This is a genomic window from Synechococcus sp. 8F6 (assembly GCF_002252665.1).
Lineage (GTDB): Bacteria > Cyanobacteriota > Cyanobacteriia > PCC-6307 > Cyanobiaceae > Cyanobium_A.
Genome location: NZ_NQKZ01000001.1, coordinates 166,365 through 184,945, shown reverse-complemented (window position 1 = coordinate 184,945; position 18,581 = coordinate 166,365). Strand labels below are relative to the sequence as shown.

The window sequence follows — 18,581 nt, the reverse complement described above, 5'->3', positions numbered from 1 at the left end:
GAATTAGGCACACACCCGGCGGCGACCCCGCCGCAGCACCGTGACCAACCCCGACACAACCCTGGGCGTGGAGGAGGCTCGCCGCCGGCTCCCGGAACTGCTGGAGCGGGCCGCCGCCGGCGAGCGCTTCGTCATCCAGCGGCATCGCACCCCCATGGCCGCCCTGGTGCCGCTGGCGGGGCGAGCACCCACCGATCCCCGCAGGCGCCAGCAGCAGGTGCAGAGCCTGATGGCCCTGCAGGGCAGCGGCCGCGGCTGCTGGGACCCCAACCAGCGCCACCCGGCGCGGCCGGCGCCACCGCCACCGGCCTTCGTTCAGCCGGTTCAAAACCTCGGCCCTCAGGCTCCAGGGCAACGCACCTTCAATCCGCGGCTGCTGGCCCAGGGCTCGCGAATCGCCCTCGATGGCACGGCCCTGGTGGCGTTCCTGGCAGATGCCAAGAACGCCGGCAAGCATCTCCAACCCCTGATGCAGGGCATCGCCGCGGGCTACTGGATCGGGGTCGTGAGCGCCGTGAGCCTGATCCGGGTGCTCGAGGGGCCCCTGGCCCAAGGCGACGAGGCCCTGGCCCAGCGCTACGCCAAGGCGTTCGACAACCCCCAGCACTGGCAGCTGGTGCCCGCCGATGCGGCCATTGCGGCAGCGGCCGTGCGCTTGCGCCGCCAGGAGCCCCAGCTCGATGACAGCGCCGCCATCGAACTGGCCACCGCCATCCACACCGATGCGACGGTGCTGGTCACCGACCATCCCGCCCTGGCCCAAACTGGCCAGCACCCCGTGCTCACCGCCCTGCGCCTCTGAGCCCCCACCCCATGCCCATTCACCTGTTCTGGGGCGACGACGAGGCGGCCCGCAACCGTGCCGTGGAGGCGCTGGTGCAGGAGCAGCTCGATCCCAGCTGGGCCAGCCTCAACCTGAGCCGCCTCGATGGCAACGACAGCGCCCAGGCGGCCCAGGCGCTGGAGGAAGCCCGCACGCCCCCCTTCGGCGCCGGGGCCCGGGTGGTGCTGCTGCAGCGCAGCCCGTTCTGCAGCCAGTGCCCGGCCGAGCTGGCGGAAGGCTTTGAGGCGGCCCTGGCCCAGGTGGCCGACAGCTGCCACCTGCTGCTGGTCAGCCCCGGCAAACCCGACGCCCGCCTGCGCACCACCAAGGCCCTGCAGAAGCTGGTGAAGGCCGGCGAGGCCAGCGAGCAGAGCTTTGCCCTGCCGGCCATCTGGGACGGCGCCGGCCAGGTGGAGCTGGTGAGCCGCACCGCCCAGGAGCTGGGGCTGAAGCTGGAGCCGGCCGCAGCCGAAGCCCTGGCCGACGCCGTGGGCAGCGACAGCGCCCGCCTGGCCAGTGAGCTCGAAAAGCTGAGCCTTTACGCGACACCGGGCGCGCCGATCTCTCTGGCCGCCGTGCAGGCCCTGGTGGGCGGCCAGAGCACCAGCGCCCTGGCGGTGGGCGATGCGCTGTTGGCGGGCCAGCCGGCCGAGGCCATCGCCCGGCTGGATGCCCTGCTGGAGGCCAACGAACCGGCCCTGCGCATCGTGGCCGCCCTCACCAGTCAGATCCGCGGCTGGCTCTGGGTGACGCTGCTGGAGCGGGCCGGCGAGCAGGACGTGGCCGTGATCGCCAAGGCCGCCGGCATTGGCAACCCCAAACGCATCTACGTGATGCGCAAACAGATCCGCGGCCGCCAGCCCGCCGTCTTCCTGCGCCTGCTCAGCCAGCTCCTCGATGTCGAAGCCGCCCTCAAACGCGGCACCGAAGCCGGCGACGCCTTTCGCGACGGTTTCCTGCTCAGCTCCTAAGCCCAACCCCCACCACAGACCAGGACGGATAATCAACCCTTCTGTCCCAGACCCCCACCACCGTCGCCCCCGCCATGGCCCTGCTGGTTCAGAAATTTGGTGGCACCTCGGTGGCCGATGTGGAGCGGATCCAGGCGGTGGCCCGCCGCGTCGCCCGCTGCCGCGAAGACGGCCATGAGCTGGTGATCGTGGTGTCGGCGATGGGCCACACCACCGACCAGCTCACGGGCCTGGCCCGGGCGATCAGCGCCCATCCGCCCCAGCGGGAGATGGACATGCTGCTGGCCACGGGCGAGCAGGTGTCGATCGCCCTGCTCTCGATGGCGCTCCATGCCGAGGGCGTGCCAGCGGTGTCGATGACCGGCACCCAGGCGGGGATCGTCACCGAGTCGGCCCACGGCCGTGCCCGCATCCTCGAGATCCGCACCGAACGGCTGCAGCGCCTGCTGGCCGAAGGCCAGGTGGTGGTGGTGGCGGGCTTCCAGGGCACCAGCAGCGGCGCCGGCGGCACCCCCGAGATCACCACCCTGGGCCGCGGCGGCTCCGACACCTCGGCGGTGGCCCTGGCCGCAGCGCTCGGGGCCGACGCCTGCGAGATCTACACCGATGTGCCCGGTGTGCTCACCACCGACCCCCGCAAGGTGGCCGATGCCCAGCTGATGGCCACCGTCACCTGCGACGAGATGCTCGAGCTGGCCAGCCTGGGAGCGTCCGTGTTGCATCCGCGGGCGGTGGAGATCGCCCGCAACTACGGCGTGCCCCTGGTGGTGCGCTCCAGCTGGAACGAGGAGCCCGGCACCCTGCTTACCAGCGGCACAGCCCGGCCGATTGGCCACGAGGGGCTGGAGCTGGGCAAGCCGGTGGATGGCGCCGAGCTCGACACCGACCAGGCCGTTCTGGCCCTCTCCCATGTGCCCGACCGGCCCGGGGTGGCTGCCCAGCTGTTCGAAGCCCTGGGCGCGGCCGGCCTCAACGTCGACCTGATCGTGCAGGCCACCCACGAAGGGGCTTCCAACGACATCGCCTTCACCCTGGCGGCCGCCGAGAGCGACCGGGCCCAGCTGGTGTGCCGCGAGGTGCTGGCCGGGATGGGGGCGGCGCTTGGCGATGGCGGCGCCCAGCTCAGCGCCGAAGCCGGCCTGGCCAAGCTCAGCATTTCCGGCGCCGGCATCATGGGCCGGCCGGGCGTCGCCGCCCGCCTGTTTGACACCCTGGCCCGCGCCGGCATCAACCTGCGCCTGATCGCCACCAGCGAGGTGAAGGTGAGCGTGCTGGTGGCCGGCCACCAGGCTGCCAAGGCCCTGCGGGCCGCCGCCGAGGCCTTCGAGCTGCCGGAGCAGCACCTGCGCCACGATCCCGGCCTCTGCCATCTGGGCGATCCGGCCGTGCGCGGTGTCGCCCTCGACCGCGACCAGGCCCAGGTGGCGGTGCAGCGCCTGCCGGATCGTCCCGGCACTGCCGCGGCCGTGTGCCGCACCCTGGCCGATGCCGGCATCAGCCTCGACGCGATCGTCCAATCGGAGCGCACCCATGACGGCCCTAGCAGGGACATGAGCTTCGTGCTCAAGCGCGACGATCTGGCCCGGGCCGAGCAGACCCTGGCCCCCCTGCTGCGCCAGTGGCCTGGCGCCCACTTCGAGCAGGGGCCCGCCATCGCCCGCGTCAGCGCCGTCGGTGCCGGCATGCCCTGCACCCCCGGCACCGCCGCCCGCATGTTCCGCTGCCTGGCCGATGCCGGCATCAACATCGAGCTGATCGCCACCAGCGAAATCCGCACCAGCTGCGTGGTGGCCGAAGCCGACGGCGTGCGGGCCCTGCAGGCCGTGCACGCCGCCTTTGGCCTGGGTGGCGCGATCAGCCACCGGGCCGAAGGCACCGAAGCCGCCGTTTAGGCCTTGCCCACCAGCTTCTGGCGCAGGGTCTTGATCTTGTCGCGCAGGTTGGCGGCCTCCTCAAACTCCAGGCTCTTGGCGGCGGTCTTCATCTTGTCTTCGAGCTGCTGAATCAGCTCCGGCAGGGCATCGAGGGGCACCTCGTTGTGCTCGGCCTGCTCGGTGGCCTGCTCCAGTTGGTCGTCGTTCAGCCGGCGCGACACCTCCAGGAAGGCCAGGATCGAATTGCCGGCCCGCTTGCCGGCAGGGCTGGGCGTAATGCCGTGCTTCTCGTTGTAGGCGTGCTGAATGGCACGGCGACGCTCCGTTTCTGAGATGGCCTTGGCCATCGAATCGGTGAGGTTGTCGGCGTAGAGCAGCGCCACCCCCTCGATGTGGCGCGCCGCACGGCCGATGGTCTGAATCAAAGAGCGCTCAGCCCGCAGGAAGCCTTCCTTATCGGCATCGAGGATCGCCACCAGCGACACCTCCGGCAGATCCAGGCCTTCGCGCAGCAGGTTCACGCCCACCAGCACGTCGTATTCACCATTGCGCAAATCCTGAATGATCTCGATCCGCTCAAGCGAGTGGATCTCCGAGTGCAGGTAGCGCACCCGCACACCGTTCTCAGCCAGGTAGTCGGTGAGGTCTTCAGCCATGCGCTTGGTGAGCGTCGTCACCAGCACCCGCTCCTGCTTGTCGGCCCGCGTGCGGATCTCGCCCAGCAGGTCGTCCACCTGCCCCTCGGTGGGGCGCACCTCCACGATCGGATCGAGCACACCGGTGGGGCGGATCACCTGCTCCACCACCTGGCCATGGCTCTGCTCGAGTTCCCAATTGCCGGGGGTGGCGCTCACAAAGATGGTCTGCTTCGCCTTCTCCCAAAACTCCGAACCCTTGAGCGGCCGGTTGTCGGCGGCGCTGGGCAGGCGGAAGCCGTGCTCGATCAGCACCTGCTTGCGCGCCTGGTCGCCGTTGTACATGGCCTGCAGCTGGGAGCAGGTGACGTGGCTCTCATCGACCACCAGCAACCAGTCGTCGGGGAAGTAGTCGATCAGGCACTCCGGCGGCGTGCCCGCTTCCCGCCGCGCCAGGTGGCGGGCGTAGTTCTCGACGCCGTTGCAGTAGCCCACCTGCTCGAGCATCTCCAGGTCGTAGGTGGTGCGCTGCTCCAGCCGCTGGGCCTCCAGCAGCCGGCCCTGGCCGTTGAGCACATCCAGCCGTTCCCGCATTTCGGTACGAATCGCCTGGATCGCCTCGGCCAGCCGCTCCTTGGGGGTCACGAAGTGCTTGGCCGGGTAGATGTTGATGCTCTCCAGGCTCTGCAGGATCTCGCCGGTGGTGGGATCCACGTAGCGGATCGCCTCCACCTCATCGCCAAACAGCTCAACCCGCACCAGGCGGTCTTCGTAGGCCGGGCCGATCTCCAGCACATCGCCCCGCACCCGGAAACGGCCGCGCGAGATCTCCAGGTCATTGCGGGAATACTGGTTGTTCACCAGCTCCCGCAGCGAGCCGCGCAGGTTGAGGGTTTCGCCCACCTGGAATTTCACGGCCGCCTTGAGGTATTCCGAAGGAATCCCAAGGCCGTAGATGCAGCTGATCGAGGCCACCACGATCACATCCTTGCGCTCAAACAACGAGCGCGTCGCCGAGTGGCGCAGCATGTCGATCTCTTCGTTAATCGACGCTGTTTTGGCGATGTAGGTGTCGGAGACGGGCACATACGCCTCCGGCTGGTAGTAGTCGTAGTAGCTGATGAAGTACTCAACGGCGTTGTGCGGGAAAAACTCCCGCAGCTCGTTGCAGAGCTGGGCCGCCAGGGTCTTGTTGTGGGCCAGCACCAGCGCCGGACGCCCGGTTTGGGCGATCACATTGGCGATCGTGAACGTCTTGCCCGTACCGGTGGCCCCCAGCAGGGTCTGGTAGCGCTCGCCGCCATCAACGCCCTGAACCAGCCCAGCGATGGCGGTGGGCTGGTCACCCTTGGGCTGGTAGGGGGCGTGGAGTTGGAACGGAACCATGCCCCCATTGTCGGGGTCAGGCCACTGGAGTTGCGGTGATCAAGGCCGCCAGGGCTTCCTGCAGGCCGCGCACCACCGCCACCATCGCCAGCGGATCCTCCAGCCGGTTGACGGCCGAGCCCACGCCCACCCCGGCGGCGCCGGCGGCAATCGCTAGCGGCAGGGTGACAGCCGACAGGCCGGAGGCGCACAGCACGGGAGCCTCGCAACCGGCCGCCGCCAGGGCGCGGCTGATCGCATGGGCCGCCGCCAGGGTGGGGGCCGCCTTCTCAATCAGGCCGAGGGTGCCGGCGCTGAAGGGCTTGGCGCTGGTGCCGCCCTCGGTCTGGATGATGTCGGCGCCGGCAGCCACCAGATCCACCGCCAGCTGCTCCTGCTGATCCAGGGGCAGCACGTGCGGCACGGTGACGCTCAGCACCACCTGGGGCAGCAGCGCGCGGGTGCGGCGGGTGAGCTCCAGCACCTCGGCGGCGTCGAAGATCCGGCCCTGGGGGTAGAACGCGTCGTAGTTGCCGATCTCCACCATGGCGGCGCCGGCGGCCACGGCGGCGGGGAACAGCTCAGGCTCCACGGCGCTGACGCAGATCGGCAGCTGGCTGGCTTCGGCGGCGCGGCGCACCAGCGCCGGATCACAGGCCACATCAATCAGGTCGGCGCCACCCTGGCCGGCCGCCTGGCTGATGCGCTCCACGGCGGCGGCATCGAAGTTGGTGAGGCCGGCGATCACCTTGAGCAGGCGACGCTCGGCCAACGCGGCCTGCAGCGCGCTGGGCAGCTGATCGAGACGCGACTTCGCAACCATGGGACACAACCATTGGAATAGTGGGGTGATTCTCCCATCCGGTCCACGCTGGAGCCCCGACCACCTGCGCCTGCACCGCCACCTGCGGCGCCACCCGGAGCTGCTGCCGGAAGGGGCCACGCTGCTGCTGGCGGTGTCCGGCGGCCAGGATTCCATGGCAATGCTGGCCCTGCTGCACGACCTGCAGCGGCTGCACCACTGGCGCTTGCTGCTGTGGCACGGCGATCACCGCTGGCGCCCCGAATCCGGCCGCCAAGCTGCCGAGCTGGCCGCCTGGACCGCCGCCCAGGGGCTGACCCTCCACATCGATCGCTGGGAGCAACCGCCCGCAGCGCCCAACACCACAGATCAGCGCAGTGAGGCCGGCGCCCGCGCCTGGCGCTACAGCCAGCTGGAGGCCCGAGCCCGGGAGCTGGGGGCCAGCCATGTGGTGACAGCCCACACCGCCAGCGACCGGGCCGAAACCCTGCTGCTGCACCTGGCCCGCGGCAGCCACCGCCGCGGCCTGGCCAGCCTGCGCAGCCTGCGCCCCCTCGCCGCCGGAGCGAGCCCGCTGCTGCTGGCCCGGCCGCTGCTGCCCTTCTCCCGCGCCGACACGGGCCGCCTCTGCGGGCAACTGGATCTGCCCTTGTTGCACGACCCGTGCAACAACGACCGCCGCTACAGCCGCAACCGCGTCCGAGCCGAGGTGCTGCCCGTGCTGGAAGCCCTGCATCCCGGCGCCGCAGTGCGCATCAGCACCCAGGCCGAGCGGCTGGTGGACGAGGTGGACTGTGGCGGCGAACTGGTGGACCTGGCCCTGCAAGCCCTCAGCAGCACCAGCGCCTCGCAAGCCACGCCAGCCCTGCAACGCCGGCTGCTGGTGGCCCTGGCGCCCGCCAACCAGCGCCAGCTGCTGCACCGCTGGCTCGAGCGCCACACCGGGCAGGTGCTGGCGGCCCGCCCGCTGGAGGACCTGCGGCAGCGGCTGCAATCCGGCCAGGCTCCAGGCGGCGCCCATCTGGGCGCGGGTTGGCAGCTGCGCTGGGATCGCTTCACACTGTGGCTCGACCCTCCTGCCCCACAGCCGCCGCCATGACCGCCGCCTCCATGGCCGCCACACCAGACCCTCTGCAGCAGCGCTACGAGGCGATTGAGCGGGTGTACAGCGAACGCCGGTGGGACGACGTGGCCCGGCGGAGCGAAGAACTGCTGCTGGAGCTACCCGACGACCCCGGCCATCCCCTGCGCCAGCGCCTGCAGCTGCTGCTCGGTCACACCTACCTGTATGGCTACCAAGACGCCGTTACGGCATCCGGCTTCTACAGCCGGGTGCAGGCCGCCACCCAGGAGCCGGTGCTTGTGGAGATCGCCGCCCTGGGACTCCAGCAGTGCAGCAGCCAAACGGTGACCCCACCGCCGACACCCGAGCCGGCCCCAGCAGAAGCGAGGCCCGTCGCCCTGCCTGCCATGCCCTGGATGGAGCAACTGGGTGGCGTTGATCCGGCAGCCCCATCAACGCTGCCCGAGCTCGCGGTGGAGCTGCCGCAGCTGGCAGTGGAGGTGATCGACGAACCCGAGCTGATCGAAGTGGCCGTCAGCCAAGAGCTGCCGGCTGCCATTCAGGAGCTGCCGATCGAGCCCATCAACCACCTGAGCCCCGAGGAGACAGCCGAGCTCTCCAAGGGGCTGTTGCGGGTGGTGATCCGCTGAGACCCCGCCTGAACCGGGGCCTCAGCCCACGGCGGCGGCGGAGCCGCGGCGGCGGGTGCGGCCGGAGTGTTCGGGCTCGAGTTCGGCTGGTGCCGGTGTTTTCACAGCCACAGCTGGGGCAGACGCGGCGGCAGCTGCGGGGGCAGGGGCGCCAACGGCAGCAAGCTGACGCTGGGGTGCCGGAACTGCACCGTCGCGGCCACGGCCGCCTCCATCACGGCCGCCCCGACCCCGGGGAGCTGGACGGCTATCGGGCTCGGCGTCGACGCGGCCCTTATAGGCCGGCGTGCCGGCGGGAGCGGGCTGCACCAGGCAGATGATCAGGGGCTCCACCTGCAGCTCCCGGCGCAGGCGGCGCTGCAGGCCCACCTCCACCTCGCGCTGCACGCCCACCCAATCCACGTCGGGAGCCTTGCCGCCGGTGTTGCGGCAGAGCTGGTTCCAGCGGTTCTCCAGCACCCAGCCGATTTCCCGCTCGGCCCACATCGAGAGCTTGCGGGCATCGGCCGTGGTCACCACACCGCGGATGTTCACCCGCGGCGGCGCGGCCATCACCCCATCGGTGCTGATCACGGCCAGCAGGGTGATCACGCCGTCTTCCGCCAACTGCTGGCGCTCCTTCAGCACCCGGGCATCGACGATGCCGTTGCGGGAGGCATCGAGCAGCTCGATGCCGGCCTTCACCGGATCGCCCTTGCTGATCGAATCGGGGCTGAGCTGCACCACATCACCGTTGTCGATGATCAGGATGTTGTCGGCGGGCACGCCCATCGATTGGGCGGTTTTGCTGTGGGCCACCAACATGCGGTGCTCACCGTGCACCGGCACGAAGTATTTGGGCTTGGTGAGGGCCAGCATCAGCTTCTGGTCTTCCTGGAAGCCGTGGCCAGACACGTGAATGCCTTCGCCCTTGCCGTACACCACCTTGGCACCGAGCATCATCAGCCGGTCGATGGTGTTCACCACCGAGATGGTGTTGCCGGGGATCGGGCTGGCCGAGAAGATGATCGTGTCGGAGCTCTTCACCTGCACCTGGGGATGCTCACCACGGGAGATGCGGCTCAGGGCGGCGAGCGGCTCACCCTGGCTACCGGTCATCAGCAGCAGGGTTTCGCGGTCGGGCAGATCACGGATCTGCTTGATCGGCACAAACAGATCATCAGGGGCGCGCATGTAGCCCAACTCACGCGCCTTGGCGATCACGTTGAGCATGGAGCGGCCCAGCAATCCCACCTTGCGGCCGTTCTTGAGGGCCAGCTCCAGGATCATCGACACCCGGTGAATCGAGCTGGCGAAGGTGGTGATGATCACCCGGCCTTCCGCCTGGGCGATGTGACGATCCAGCGCTGGGAACACCGAGCGCTCGGGGGGGCAGAAGCCCGGCACCTCAGCATTGGTGGAATCGCTGAACAGGCAGAGCACGCCCTGGTCGCCGTAGTGGGCCAGGCGGGCCATGTCGAAGGTTTCGCCATCCACCGGCGTGTGGTCAAACTTGAAGTCGCCGGTGAAGATCACCGTGCCCACCGGGCTGGTGATGGCCAGCGAGAAGCTGTCAGCCATCGAGTGGGTGTTGCGGATGAACTCCACCGAGAAGTGCTGGCCCACCTTCACCACATCGCGGGGGGCGACGGTTTGGAGAATGGTGCGGTCAGTCACACCGGCCTCCTCCATCTTGCCGGTGAGCATGGCCAGCGCCAGGCGCGGCCCATGAATCACGGGGATGTTGAAGTTCTTGAGGTGGTGGGCAATGCCACCGATGTGATCTTCGTGACCGTGGGTCACGATCATGCCGCGGATGCGCTTCTGGTTTTCCTTCAGATAACTGGTGTCCGGCATCACCACGTTGACGCCGTGCATGCCATCGCTGGGGAAGGCCAGGCCGGCATCCACCAGCATGATGTCGTCGCCGTACTCGAACACGCAGGTGTTCTTGCCGATCTCATGCAGGCCGCCGAGGGGGATCACCCGCAGGGCCGGCTTCTTGATACCGGATGGGTTGGTGTCGTTGGAATGGGTCATACAAACAAAAACGATTTAGGGAATGGAAACAATCGGAACGGAACTGGTCTCAAGCCTTGGCGTCAGGTAGGACGCAGGGCGGCCAGGGTTTCAGAGAGGCGTTGTCGCACGTCGGCGGTGGCAGAAAGCAATGGAAGACGGGGGGCACCCACCGGCCAGCCACAGAGCTCCAGGGCGGCTTTGACGGGGATGGGATTGGTGGTGCAGAACAGCGCCTTGCAGAGGGGCAACAGCTGCTCATGCAGGGCAAGGGCCTCGGCCAGATCGCCGGCGAGGAAGGCGCGGATCATGGCGCTGATCTGAGGCCCAGCCAGATGGCTGGCCACACTCACCACGCCCGCGGCCCCCACCGCCAGCATCGGCAGGGTGAGGGTGTCGTCGCCGCTGTAGATGGCAAGGCGGTCGCCGCAGAGGGCCCGCAGGGCACTCACCTCTTCGGTGGTGCCGCTGGCGGCCTTGAAGCTCACCACGTTGGGGCAGTCGAGCAGCCGGGCCACGGTGGCCGGCTCCAGGCTGGTGCCGGTGCGGCCCGGGATGTTATAGAGCATCAGAGGCAGCTCAGGAGCCGCCGCGGCCACGGCGCGGAAATGAGCTTCCAGACCGTCCTGGGGGGGCTTGTTGTAGTAAGGCACCACCACCAGGGCGCCGTCGGCACCGAGGGCCGCCGCCTCCCGGGTGGCTTCCACCGCCTCGGCGGTGCAGTTGCTGCCACTGCCGGCAATCAGCTTGGCGCGGCCGCCCACGGCACCCTTCACCGCCGCAAACAAGGCATGCTGCTCAGCCCAGCTGAGGGTGGGCGACTCGCCGGTGGTGCCGCACACCACCAAGCCATCGGACCCCTGGCTCACCAGGTGCTCGGCCAACCGGGCCGTGAGCGCCAGATCCACCGAACCATCGGCGGCAAACGGCGTCACCATCGCCGTCAGCACGCGCCCAAATGGCGCGGACGACCCCGGGGCGAGGCTCAAGCGGCACCTCCTGGCACTTCTGTCGGGCCCTGGATCAGCAGTTCGGCGATCTGGATGGCATTGAGGGCGGCACCTTTGCGGATCTGATCGCCGCAGAGCCACAGCTCCAGGGCGTTGGGCTCACTGAGGTCCTGGCGGATGCGGCCCACGGCCACCGGATCCCGCCCGGTCACGTCGGTGGGCATGGGGAAGCGGTTGGCTTCGAAGTTTTCCAGCAGCTCCACGCCGGGCGCCACCGCCAGCAAGGCCCGGGCCTCATCCACCGGGAAGGGCTCGTGAAACTCGATGTTGACGGCTTCCGAGTGGGCCCGCAGCACCGGCACCCGCACACAGGTGGCCGAGAGCCGCAGCTCGGGCGTGCCCATGATCTTGCGGGTCTCGTTAACCATCTTGAGCTCCTCCTCGCAGTAGCCGTTGGGCTGCAGCGGCGAATTGTGCAGAAACAGGTTGAAGGCCAGCGAGTGGGGCAGCACCTCACTCACCGGTTCGCCCCCGTCGAGCACCGTGCGGCTGAGGTTGCGCAGCTCCTCCATGGCGCGGGCCCCGGCCCCGCTGGCGCTCTGATAGGTGCTCACCACCACCCTGCGGATCGCCCGCTTGGTCGCCAGGGGAGCCAGGGCCAGGGTGAGCAGGATCGTGGTGCAGTTGGGGTTGGCAATGATGCCGCGATGGCCGAAGGCGGCCTCCGGATTCACCTCGGGCACCACCAGCGGCACCTCAGGGTCCATGCGAAAGGCACTGGAGTTGTCGATCACCACGGCACCAGCGCTCGCCGCCACCGGGGCCCACTGGCGCGACACCGAACCCCCGGCCGAAGCCAACACCACATCCACCTCGTCAAAGGCCGAGGCCTCCACGGGCTGAATCGTGAGCGCCTGATCGCGCCAGCGCAGGCTCTGGCCCGCGGAGCGGGGCGACGCCAAGGGGATCAGCTCCGCCACGGGGAACTGCCGCTCGTCGAGCAGCTCCAGCAGCTCCTGGCCCACCGCGCCAGTGGCGCCCAACACCGCCACCCGCAGGGGTCGGTTGGGAAGGGAAGTGGGGGTGGGGGAAGGGGCGGTCTGGGCGGCGGTCAAGGGAACGGGACTGGAATCAAAAACTGGTGGCGGAAGCGGAGCGGGCTGAAACGGACCCGTGCCGAGGGCAAGACGCTGCCGCAAAGAAGAGGCCTGCAACCAGACCGAAACCTCGCTGATTGGGAAGCTATCGCCTTCGTCGTGCGCCGATCGGACAATACGCGTTCAGAGCTCGGAACGGTCAGTTTCTAGGATAAAGGGCTGCAACTGTTTTCCATGAGCTCTGCCGCCGCCACCGCCACCGCCACGCTGACCGTCAAGGCCACCCCCCGCCCGGGCAGCCGCGTGGCCCTGGAGGTGGCCATCCCCGGCGGCCGCAGCCAGGCCAGCTACGACGCGGCCGTGGAGAAGCTGAGCCGCAGCATCAAGCTGCCCGGCTTCCGCAAGGGCAAGGTGCCCCGCCCAGTGTTGCTGCAGCAGATCGGCCCCCTGCGCATCCGGGCCACCGCCCTGGAAGACCTGGTGGATGCCGCCTTCCGCGACGCCCTGGAGCAGGAGCCGGTGGCGGCCATCGGCCGGCCCGAGCTGAGCGAAGGCTTTGAGGCCGTGCTGGAGCGCTTCGAACCCGGCAGCGCGCTCACGATCACCCTGGAGCTCGACGTCGAGCCAACCCCCAGCCTCAAGGCCACCAAGGGGCTCAAGGCCGAGGCCGAAGCGATTGCCTACGACCCCGCCCGCGTGGACGAGTTGATCGAGCAATCGCGCAAGCAGCTCGCCACCCTGGTGCCGGTGGAGGGCCGCCCCGCCGCCAGCGGCGATGTGGCGGTGCTCAGCTTCAGCGGCGTTTACACCGACACCAACGAGGCGATCAGCGGCGGTAGCAGCGATGCCATGGAGGTGGAGCTGGAGGAGGGCCGCATGATCCCGGGCTTCGTTGAGGGCGTGATCGGCATGGCGGTGGGCGACAGCAAAACCATCGACTGCCAGTTCCCCGAGAGCTACCCCCAGGAGGACGCCGCCGGTCGAGCGGCCCGCTTCGAGATCAGCCTCAAAGACCTCAAAAGCCGGGAGCTGCCCGCCCTCGACGACGCCTTCGCCCAGCAGGCCAGCAACAAAGCCACCCTGGCGGAGCTGCGCGCCGATCTGGAAACCAGGCTCAAGGACGACGCCGAGCGCCGGGCCAAGGCCAGCCGTCACGACGCCCTGCTGGCCGCCCTGGTGGAGGAGCTCGAGGTGGAGCTGCCCGAAACCCTGGTGCAGCAGGAAATCCGCAACCTGGTGGAGCAGACCGCCGGCCAGATCGCCCAGCAGGGGATGGACGTCAAAAAGCTGTTCACCCCCGACCTGGTGCGCAGCCTGATGGACACCTCTCGCCCCGAGGCCGAGGAGCGTCTGCGCCGCAGCCTGGCCCTCAAGGCCCTGGCCACCGCCGAAAAGATCGAGGTGGAAGCCCAGGAGCTGGAAGCCAAGGTGAAGGAGATCAGCCGCGGCCTCAGCCAGCAGGGCAACATCGATCCCGAACGGCTGCGCCTGGCCGTGGCCGACGACCTGCTGCGCGACAAGCTGCTGGAGTGGCTGGAAGCCAACAGCACCATCACCGAAAAAGCTTCCGAGGACGCTCCGAAGAGCGGTGATCAGGCCAAGCCCAAGGCGAAAGCTAAAGCGAAAGCGACCAAGACCGAAAGCAAGGCCGCCGCGACCACCGACGCCTGATCCGGGCCCGGTGCCGGGTCAAAGCCCATAGATTGCAACCACGAGCCCTCCCCCGCGCGTGATCGACGCCACCATCCGCCATCCCATCCACAGCAGCTGGAGCCCCAGCGGCTCCCCCGGGGTGCTGCCCACGGTGGTAGAGCAGTCGGGCAAGGGCGATCGCGCCTTCGACATCTACTCGCGCCTGCTGCGCGAGCGGATCATCTTCCTGGGCACTGGCATCGACGACCAGGTGGCCGACTCGCTGGTGGCCCAGCTGCTGTTTCTGGAAGCCGAAGATCCGGAAAAGGACATCCAGATCTACGTGAATTCGCCCGGCGGCTCGGTGACAGCCGGCCTGGCGATCTACGACACCATGCAGCAGGTGGCTCCCGACGTGGTGACCATCTGCTACGGCCTGGCGGCCTCGATGGGCGCCTTCCTGCTCTCGGGTGGCACCAAGGGCAAGCGGCTCGCCCTGCCCAACGCCCGGATCATGATTCACCAGCCCCTCGGCGGCGCCCAGGGCCAGGCCGTCGACATTGAAATCCAGGCCAAGGAAATCCTGTTCCTCAAAGACACCCTCAACGGGCTGATGGCCGAGCACACCGGCCAACCGCTCGAAAAGATCACCGAAGACACAGACCGGGACTACTTCCTTTCACCGGCGGAAGCGGTTGAATACGGCCTCATCGATCGGGTTGTGACCGACTCCGGCCCGGTTTGATCCTTAAGGTCGGCTGACGAACGGTCGTTTCCCGTCGATCCTGGATCCAGGCCCTCTGCCCGCCCGTCGTCGCCCCGAATGGCCAAGTTCGACGCCCACCTGAAGTGCTCGTTCTGCGGCAAGTCGCAGGAACAGGTGCGCAAGCTGATCGCCGGTCCAGGCGTTTACATCTGCGATGAATGCATCGATCTCTGCAACGAGATCCTGGATGAGGAACTGGTGGACGGCCAGGGCAGCAGCGGTGGCAGTGGCAGTGGCGGGCGCCATACCCCGGACACCAGCCGCAGCAAGGCGCCTGCCAAGAAAACCTCCAAGCCTGCCCCCACCCTGGCGGAGGTGCCCAAGCCCCAGGAGATCAAGGCCTTCCTCGACCGCCAGGTGGTGGGTCAGGAAGAAGCCAAGAAAAACCTGTCCGTGGCGGTGTACAACCACTACAAGCGTCTGGCCTGGCAGGGCGATGGCAAGGGTGAAACCGACCAGACCGCCACGCGCCTGCACAAGAGCAACATCCTGCTGATCGGCCCCACCGGCTGCGGCAAGACCCTGCTGGCCCAAACCCTGGCCGACATGCTCGACGTGCCCTTTGCGGTGGCCGACGCCACCACCCTCACCGAGGCGGGCTACGTCGGCGAAGACGTGGAAAACATCCTGCTGCGCCTGCTGCAGAAGGCCGATCTGGATGTGGAGCAGGCCCAGCGCGGCATCATCTACATCGACGAGATCGACAAGATCGCCCGCAAGAGCGAAAACCCCTCGATCACCCGCGATGTGTCCGGCGAGGGGGTGCAGCAGGCGCTGCTGAAGATGCTGGAGGGCACCGTGGCCAACGTGCCGCCCCAGGGGGGACGCAAGCATCCCTATCAAGACTGCATCCAGATCGACACCAGCCAGATCCTGTTCATCTGCGGCGGTGCCTTTGTGGGCCTCGAAGATGTGGTGCAGAAGCGGATGGGCCGCAACGCCATCGGCTTCCTCAACGCCGATGGCAGCAGCCGGCCCCGCAGCGGCAAGGATCGCCATGCGGCCGAGGTGTTGCGCCACCTCGAACCCGAAGACCTGGTGCGCTACGGCCTGATTCCCGAATTCATCGGGCGCCTGCCGGTGAGCGCGGTGCTCGAACCCCTCGACACGCCCGCCCTGGAGGCCATCCTCACTGAACCGCGCGACGCCCTGGTCAAGCAGTTCCAGACGCTGCTGAGCATGGACAACGTCGAACTGGAGTTCGAACCGGGGGCCGTCGAAGCCATCGCCATCGAGGCCCACCGCCGCAAGACCGGCGCCCGGGCCCTGCGGGGCATCGTGGAGGAGCTGATGCTCGATCTGATGTACGACCTGCCCTCCCGCAAGGATGTCAAGGCCTTCACCGTGACCCGGGAGCTGGTGGAGCAGCGCAGCAAGGGCAAGGTGGTGCCGCTGAGCGCCGGCAACCTCGACGAAGCCCAACAGGCCAGCGCCTGAGGCCGGGCCCCGCTGCCCCTGCACCGATGTCCGCCGCCGACCACCTGCAGGTGCCGCGCCAGCACGGCCTGTTCCTGCACCACGGCATCGACCTGGGCGACGGCAGCGTGGCCCACTACCTGGAGGGCCGCGAAATTCTGCGCAGCCCGGTGGCTGAGTTCAGCCGCGGCGAACCGATGGCGGCGGTGCCCTACGCCGCAGGCACCTGCTCGCCAGCCGGAGTGACCCTGCGGCGGGCCATGGGCCGGCTGGGCGAGCAGAACTACAACCTGCTGTTCAACAACTGCGAGCACTTCGCCCACTGGTGCAAAACCGGCCGCCACCGCAGCGCCCAGGTCGAAGACTGGCTGCGCACCGGCAGCCTCGGGGCCCTGGCCCTCGGCCAATGGATGCCAGCTGCTGTGCTCACCGGCGCCCGGCTGCTGCTGCGCCAGAACATCCAATTCGAGCAGGGCAAGGAGCTGGCCCGCCGCAGCCTGGCCCAACTCGACCAGCTGCGCCTGAGCCTGCAGCAGAAGCTGGAGGAGGAGCTGAGCCGGGCTGAGGCGCGCTGGGGCCAGGATCGCTTCGAAAGCCTGCGGCTGGCCGCCCAGAACCTGGCCGACCGGCTCACGGAGGTGGAAGAACTGGAAGAGCGGCTGCGGCGTCAGTTCGAACCGGGACAGGACCAGTAACCTCAAGCGGCGATGTCCAGCTACCAGCCCCTCCACCACAAGTACCGGCCCCAGCGCTTCGACCAGCTGGTGGGTCAGGAGGCGATCGCCGCCACCCTGGGCAACGCCCTGCGCACCGGCCGAATCGCCCCGGCCTACCTGTTCTGCGGCCCGCGCGGCACCGGCAAAACTTCCAGCGCCCGCATCCTGGCCCGCTCGCTCAACTGCATCGGCAGTGATGGGCCCACGCCTGAGCCCTGCGGTGTGTGCGAGCTGTGCACCTCCATCGCCGCCGGCAATGCCCTCGATGTGATCGAGATCGACGCCGCCTCCAACACCGGCGTCGACAACATCCGCGAGCTGATCGAGCGCTCCCGCTTCGCACCGGTGCAGGCCCGCTGGAAGGTGTACGTGGTGGACGAGTGCCACATGCTCTCCACCGCCGCCTTCAACGCCCTGCTCAAAACCCTCGAGGAGCCGCCGCCGCGGGTGGTATTCGTGCTGGCCACCACCGACCCCCAGCGGGTGCTGCCCACGATCCTCAGCCGCTGCCAGCGCTTCGATTTCCGCCGCATCCCCCTGCAGGCTCTGGAGCAGCACCTGGGCTGGATCGCCGAGCAGGAATCGATCGGCATCACCCCTGAAGCCCTGCACGTGGTGGCCCAGCGGGCCCAGGGGGGCCTGCGCGACGCCGAGAGCCTGCTGGATCAGCTCAGCCTGCTGCCGGCGCCGATCGAGGCCACGGCGGTGTGGGAGCTGCTGGGGGCAGTGCCAGAGCAGGAGCTGCTGGCGCTGGCCCGGGCCCTGGCTGGCGCCGAACCCCTCGCCCTGCTGGAGGGCAGCCGGGAGCTGCTGGAGCGGGGCCGGGAGCCCGCCGCGGTGCTGCAGGGGCTGGTGAGCCTGCTGCGCGATCTGGTGCTGGCCGGCACCGCCCCCGACCGGCTCGAGCTCACCAGCGTGTCGCCCCAGTTCCGCGCCGAGCTGCCCGAACTGGCCCGAGCCATCGGCAAGGCGCGCCTGCTGCAGTGGCAGGCCCAGCTCAAGGGCAGCGAGCAGCAGCTGCGCCACAGCGTCAACCCACGCCTATGGCTGGAGGTGCTGCTGCTAGGCCTGCTGGCCGAACCGGTTGCCACAGCCACAGCGGCTCCGATGGCCGCTCCAGTCTCCGCGCCTGCATCAACCCCCGCACCCGCCCCAGCTCCAATTCCGGTTCCCGTGGCCGCGGCCGCCCCCCTGCCGGCCACCCCGGCACCACCAGCAGCCGCACCAGCAGTCGCTCCGGCCGCCGAAAACGCCACCAACCTGCCAGAGCTGTGGCAACAGATCCTGGCTGGGCTGGAGCTGCCTTCCACCCGCATGCTGCTGTCCCAGCAGGCCCAGCTGGTGCGCCTCGACGAGCGCCGGGCGGTGGTGCAGGTGGCCGGCAACTGGATGGCCATGGTGCAGAGCCGCGCCTCCCTGTTGGAGGCCGCCGTGGCCAAGGCCCTGGGCAGCCCGCGGCAGCTGGTTTTGGAAGGCGGGGGCGAACACACGCCCCCCCCCAGCGCCGCCCCAGCGCCAGCGGTCACCCGGGTGATTGCGCCCCCAGCTCCTGCCGCAACTCCTGCCCCAGCCCCAACCCCGACTCCCGCGGCCATGAGTCCCTCAGCGCCGGTGGCCCAGACCCCAATGGCCCAGCCGGCTGCGGCTGCGATTCCAACGCCTGCTCCAACCCCCGCTCCGGCTCCAGCTCCGGCCGCCCCCCTCGATAAAAAGGCGAGGCGGCTGGCCGAGTTCTTCAACGGCGAGGTGATCGAACTCGATGGCCCGCTCGACGGCATTCCCTCCAACGAAGCGGCGGCCTAAACCTCGGCGGTCTGAACCAG

15 protein-coding genes are annotated in these 18,581 nt (G+C 68.9%); 10 read left to right on the top strand and 5 right to left on the bottom strand.

The genetic code is table 11. The annotated features are described in order from the left end of the window. The first annotated feature begins 40 nt into the window (after window positions 1-40). The 3 genes from CJZ78_RS00920 to CJZ78_RS00910 all read left to right on the top strand — a co-directional run bounded on the left by CJZ78_RS00920 (window position 41) and on the right by CJZ78_RS00910 (window position 3,686). A complete protein-coding gene (locus CJZ78_RS00920) occupies window positions 41-802 on the top strand; it encodes a PIN domain-containing protein (RefSeq protein ID WP_094559012.1) in 762 nt (253 codons plus the stop codon). A gap of 11 nt (window positions 803-813) precedes the next feature. Then, window positions 814-1,794: a DNA polymerase III subunit delta gene (gene holA / locus CJZ78_RS00915; protein WP_094559011.1), complete on the top strand. Its 981-nt coding sequence runs from the start codon at window positions 814-816 to the stop codon at window positions 1,792-1,794. Window positions 1,795-1,868: 74 nt separating this feature from the next. After that, window positions 1,869-3,686: an aspartate kinase gene (locus CJZ78_RS00910; protein ID WP_094559010.1), complete on the top strand. Its 1,818-nt coding sequence runs from the start codon at window positions 1,869-1,871 to the stop codon at window positions 3,684-3,686. Here the strand turns inward: CJZ78_RS00910 and uvrB are convergent. Continuing rightward, on the bottom strand, window positions 3,683-5,689 hold the full coding sequence (gene uvrB, locus CJZ78_RS00905; RefSeq protein ID WP_094559009.1) for an excinuclease ABC subunit UvrB: 2,007 nt from the start codon (window positions 5,687-5,689) through the stop codon (window positions 3,683-3,685). The two genes, CJZ78_RS00910 and uvrB, sit on opposite strands and share 4 nt — an antisense overlap. Window positions 5,690-5,705: 16 nt before the next feature. Further along, on the bottom strand, window positions 5,706-6,491 hold the full coding sequence (locus CJZ78_RS00900) for a DUF561 domain-containing protein (RefSeq protein ID WP_094559008.1): 786 nt from the start codon (window positions 6,489-6,491) through the stop codon (window positions 5,706-5,708). A gap of 25 nt (window positions 6,492-6,516) precedes the next feature. Here CJZ78_RS00900 and tilS point away from each other — a divergent pair, with 25 nt between their 5' ends. Together tilS and CJZ78_RS00890 are read left to right on the top strand one after the other, a co-directional pair. Beyond that, complete coding sequence (tilS, locus tag CJZ78_RS00895) at window positions 6,517-7,569, top strand: tRNA lysidine(34) synthetase TilS (RefSeq protein ID WP_233128388.1); 1,053 nt, start codon at window positions 6,517-6,519, stop codon at window positions 7,567-7,569. Next, entirely contained in the window at window positions 7,566-8,183 is a 618-nt protein-coding gene (locus CJZ78_RS00890; RefSeq protein ID WP_094559006.1) for a hypothetical protein, read from the top strand. Before tilS ends, CJZ78_RS00890 begins: the two co-directional genes overlap by 4 nt. Before the next feature lie 21 nt (window positions 8,184-8,204). Here CJZ78_RS00890 and CJZ78_RS00885 read toward each other — a convergent pair whose 3' ends face one another. The 3 genes from CJZ78_RS00885 to CJZ78_RS00875 form a co-directional block, all read right to left on the bottom strand. Beyond that, the gene (locus tag CJZ78_RS00885; protein WP_094559005.1) at window positions 8,205-10,202 is read right to left on the bottom strand and encodes a ribonuclease J; all 1,998 of its coding nucleotides are present in this window, start codon (window positions 10,200-10,202) and stop codon (window positions 8,205-8,207) included. A 62-nt stretch (window positions 10,203-10,264) separates the two neighbouring features. Further along, window positions 10,265-11,170: a 4-hydroxy-tetrahydrodipicolinate synthase gene (dapA, locus tag CJZ78_RS00880; RefSeq protein ID WP_094559004.1), complete on the bottom strand. Its 906-nt coding sequence runs from the start codon at window positions 11,168-11,170 to the stop codon at window positions 10,265-10,267. Continuing rightward, entirely contained in the window at window positions 11,167-12,246 is a 1,080-nt protein-coding gene (locus CJZ78_RS00875; RefSeq protein WP_094559003.1) for an aspartate-semialdehyde dehydrogenase, read from the bottom strand. The genes dapA and CJZ78_RS00875 overlap by 4 nt, the downstream gene beginning before the upstream one ends. A 216-nt stretch (window positions 12,247-12,462) precedes the next feature. Here CJZ78_RS00875 and tig point away from each other — a divergent pair, with 216 nt between their 5' ends. The 5 genes from tig (at window position 12,463) to CJZ78_RS00850 (ending at window position 18,561) form a co-directional block, all read left to right on the top strand. Further along, the gene (gene tig, locus CJZ78_RS00870; protein ID WP_094559002.1) at window positions 12,463-13,899 is read left to right on the top strand and encodes a trigger factor; all 1,437 of its coding nucleotides are present in this window, start codon (window positions 12,463-12,465) and stop codon (window positions 13,897-13,899) included. Window positions 13,900-13,957: 58 nt separating this feature from the next. Then, complete coding sequence (clpP, locus tag CJZ78_RS00865; RefSeq protein ID WP_094559001.1) at window positions 13,958-14,605, top strand: ATP-dependent Clp endopeptidase proteolytic subunit ClpP; 648 nt, start codon at window positions 13,958-13,960, stop codon at window positions 14,603-14,605. 78 nt (window positions 14,606-14,683) lie between these two features. Continuing rightward, window positions 14,684-16,063, top strand: a complete 1,380-nt coding sequence (gene clpX / locus CJZ78_RS00860) for an ATP-dependent protease ATP-binding subunit ClpX (protein ID WP_094559000.1) — start codon at window positions 14,684-14,686, stop codon at window positions 16,061-16,063. Window positions 16,064-16,089: 26 nt separating this feature from the next. Further along, complete coding sequence (locus CJZ78_RS00855) at window positions 16,090-16,737, top strand: lecithin retinol acyltransferase family protein (RefSeq protein ID WP_094558999.1); 648 nt, start codon at window positions 16,090-16,092, stop codon at window positions 16,735-16,737. Between the two features lie 12 nt (window positions 16,738-16,749). Continuing rightward, window positions 16,750-18,561: a DNA polymerase III subunit gamma/tau gene (locus tag CJZ78_RS00850; RefSeq protein ID WP_094558998.1), complete on the top strand. Its 1,812-nt coding sequence runs from the start codon at window positions 16,750-16,752 to the stop codon at window positions 18,559-18,561. The last annotated feature ends 20 nt before the right edge of the window (window positions 18,562-18,581 follow it).

What these genes read in the sequence shown, in the direction of transcription:
- holA (WP_094559011.1), top strand. Translation starts at nt 814, where the DNA reads ATGCCCATTCACCTGTTCTGGGGCGACGACGAGGCGGCCCGCAACCGT.
- CJZ78_RS00910 (WP_094559010.1), top strand. Translation starts at nt 1,869, where the DNA reads ATGGCCCTGCTGGTTCAGAAATTTGGTGGCACCTCGGTGGCCGATGTG.
- uvrB (WP_094559009.1), bottom strand. Translation starts at nt 5,689, where the DNA reads ATGGTTCCGTTCCAACTCCACGCCCCCTACCAGCCCAAGGGTGACCAG.
- CJZ78_RS00900 (WP_094559008.1), bottom strand. Translation starts at nt 6,491, where the DNA reads ATGGTTGCGAAGTCGCGTCTCGATCAGCTGCCCAGCGCGCTGCAGGCC.
- CJZ78_RS00890 (WP_094559006.1), top strand. Translation starts at nt 7,566, where the DNA reads ATGACCGCCGCCTCCATGGCCGCCACACCAGACCCTCTGCAGCAGCGC.
- CJZ78_RS00885 (WP_094559005.1), bottom strand. Translation starts at nt 10,202, where the DNA reads ATGACCCATTCCAACGACACCAACCCATCCGGTATCAAGAAGCCGGCC.
- tig (WP_094559002.1), top strand. Translation starts at nt 12,463, where the DNA reads ATGAGCTCTGCCGCCGCCACCGCCACCGCCACGCTGACCGTCAAGGCC.
- clpX (WP_094559000.1), top strand. Translation starts at nt 14,684, where the DNA reads ATGGCCAAGTTCGACGCCCACCTGAAGTGCTCGTTCTGCGGCAAGTCG.
- CJZ78_RS00855 (WP_094558999.1), top strand. Translation starts at nt 16,090, where the DNA reads ATGTCCGCCGCCGACCACCTGCAGGTGCCGCGCCAGCACGGCCTGTTC.
- CJZ78_RS00850 (WP_094558998.1), top strand. Translation starts at nt 16,750, where the DNA reads ATGTCCAGCTACCAGCCCCTCCACCACAAGTACCGGCCCCAGCGCTTC.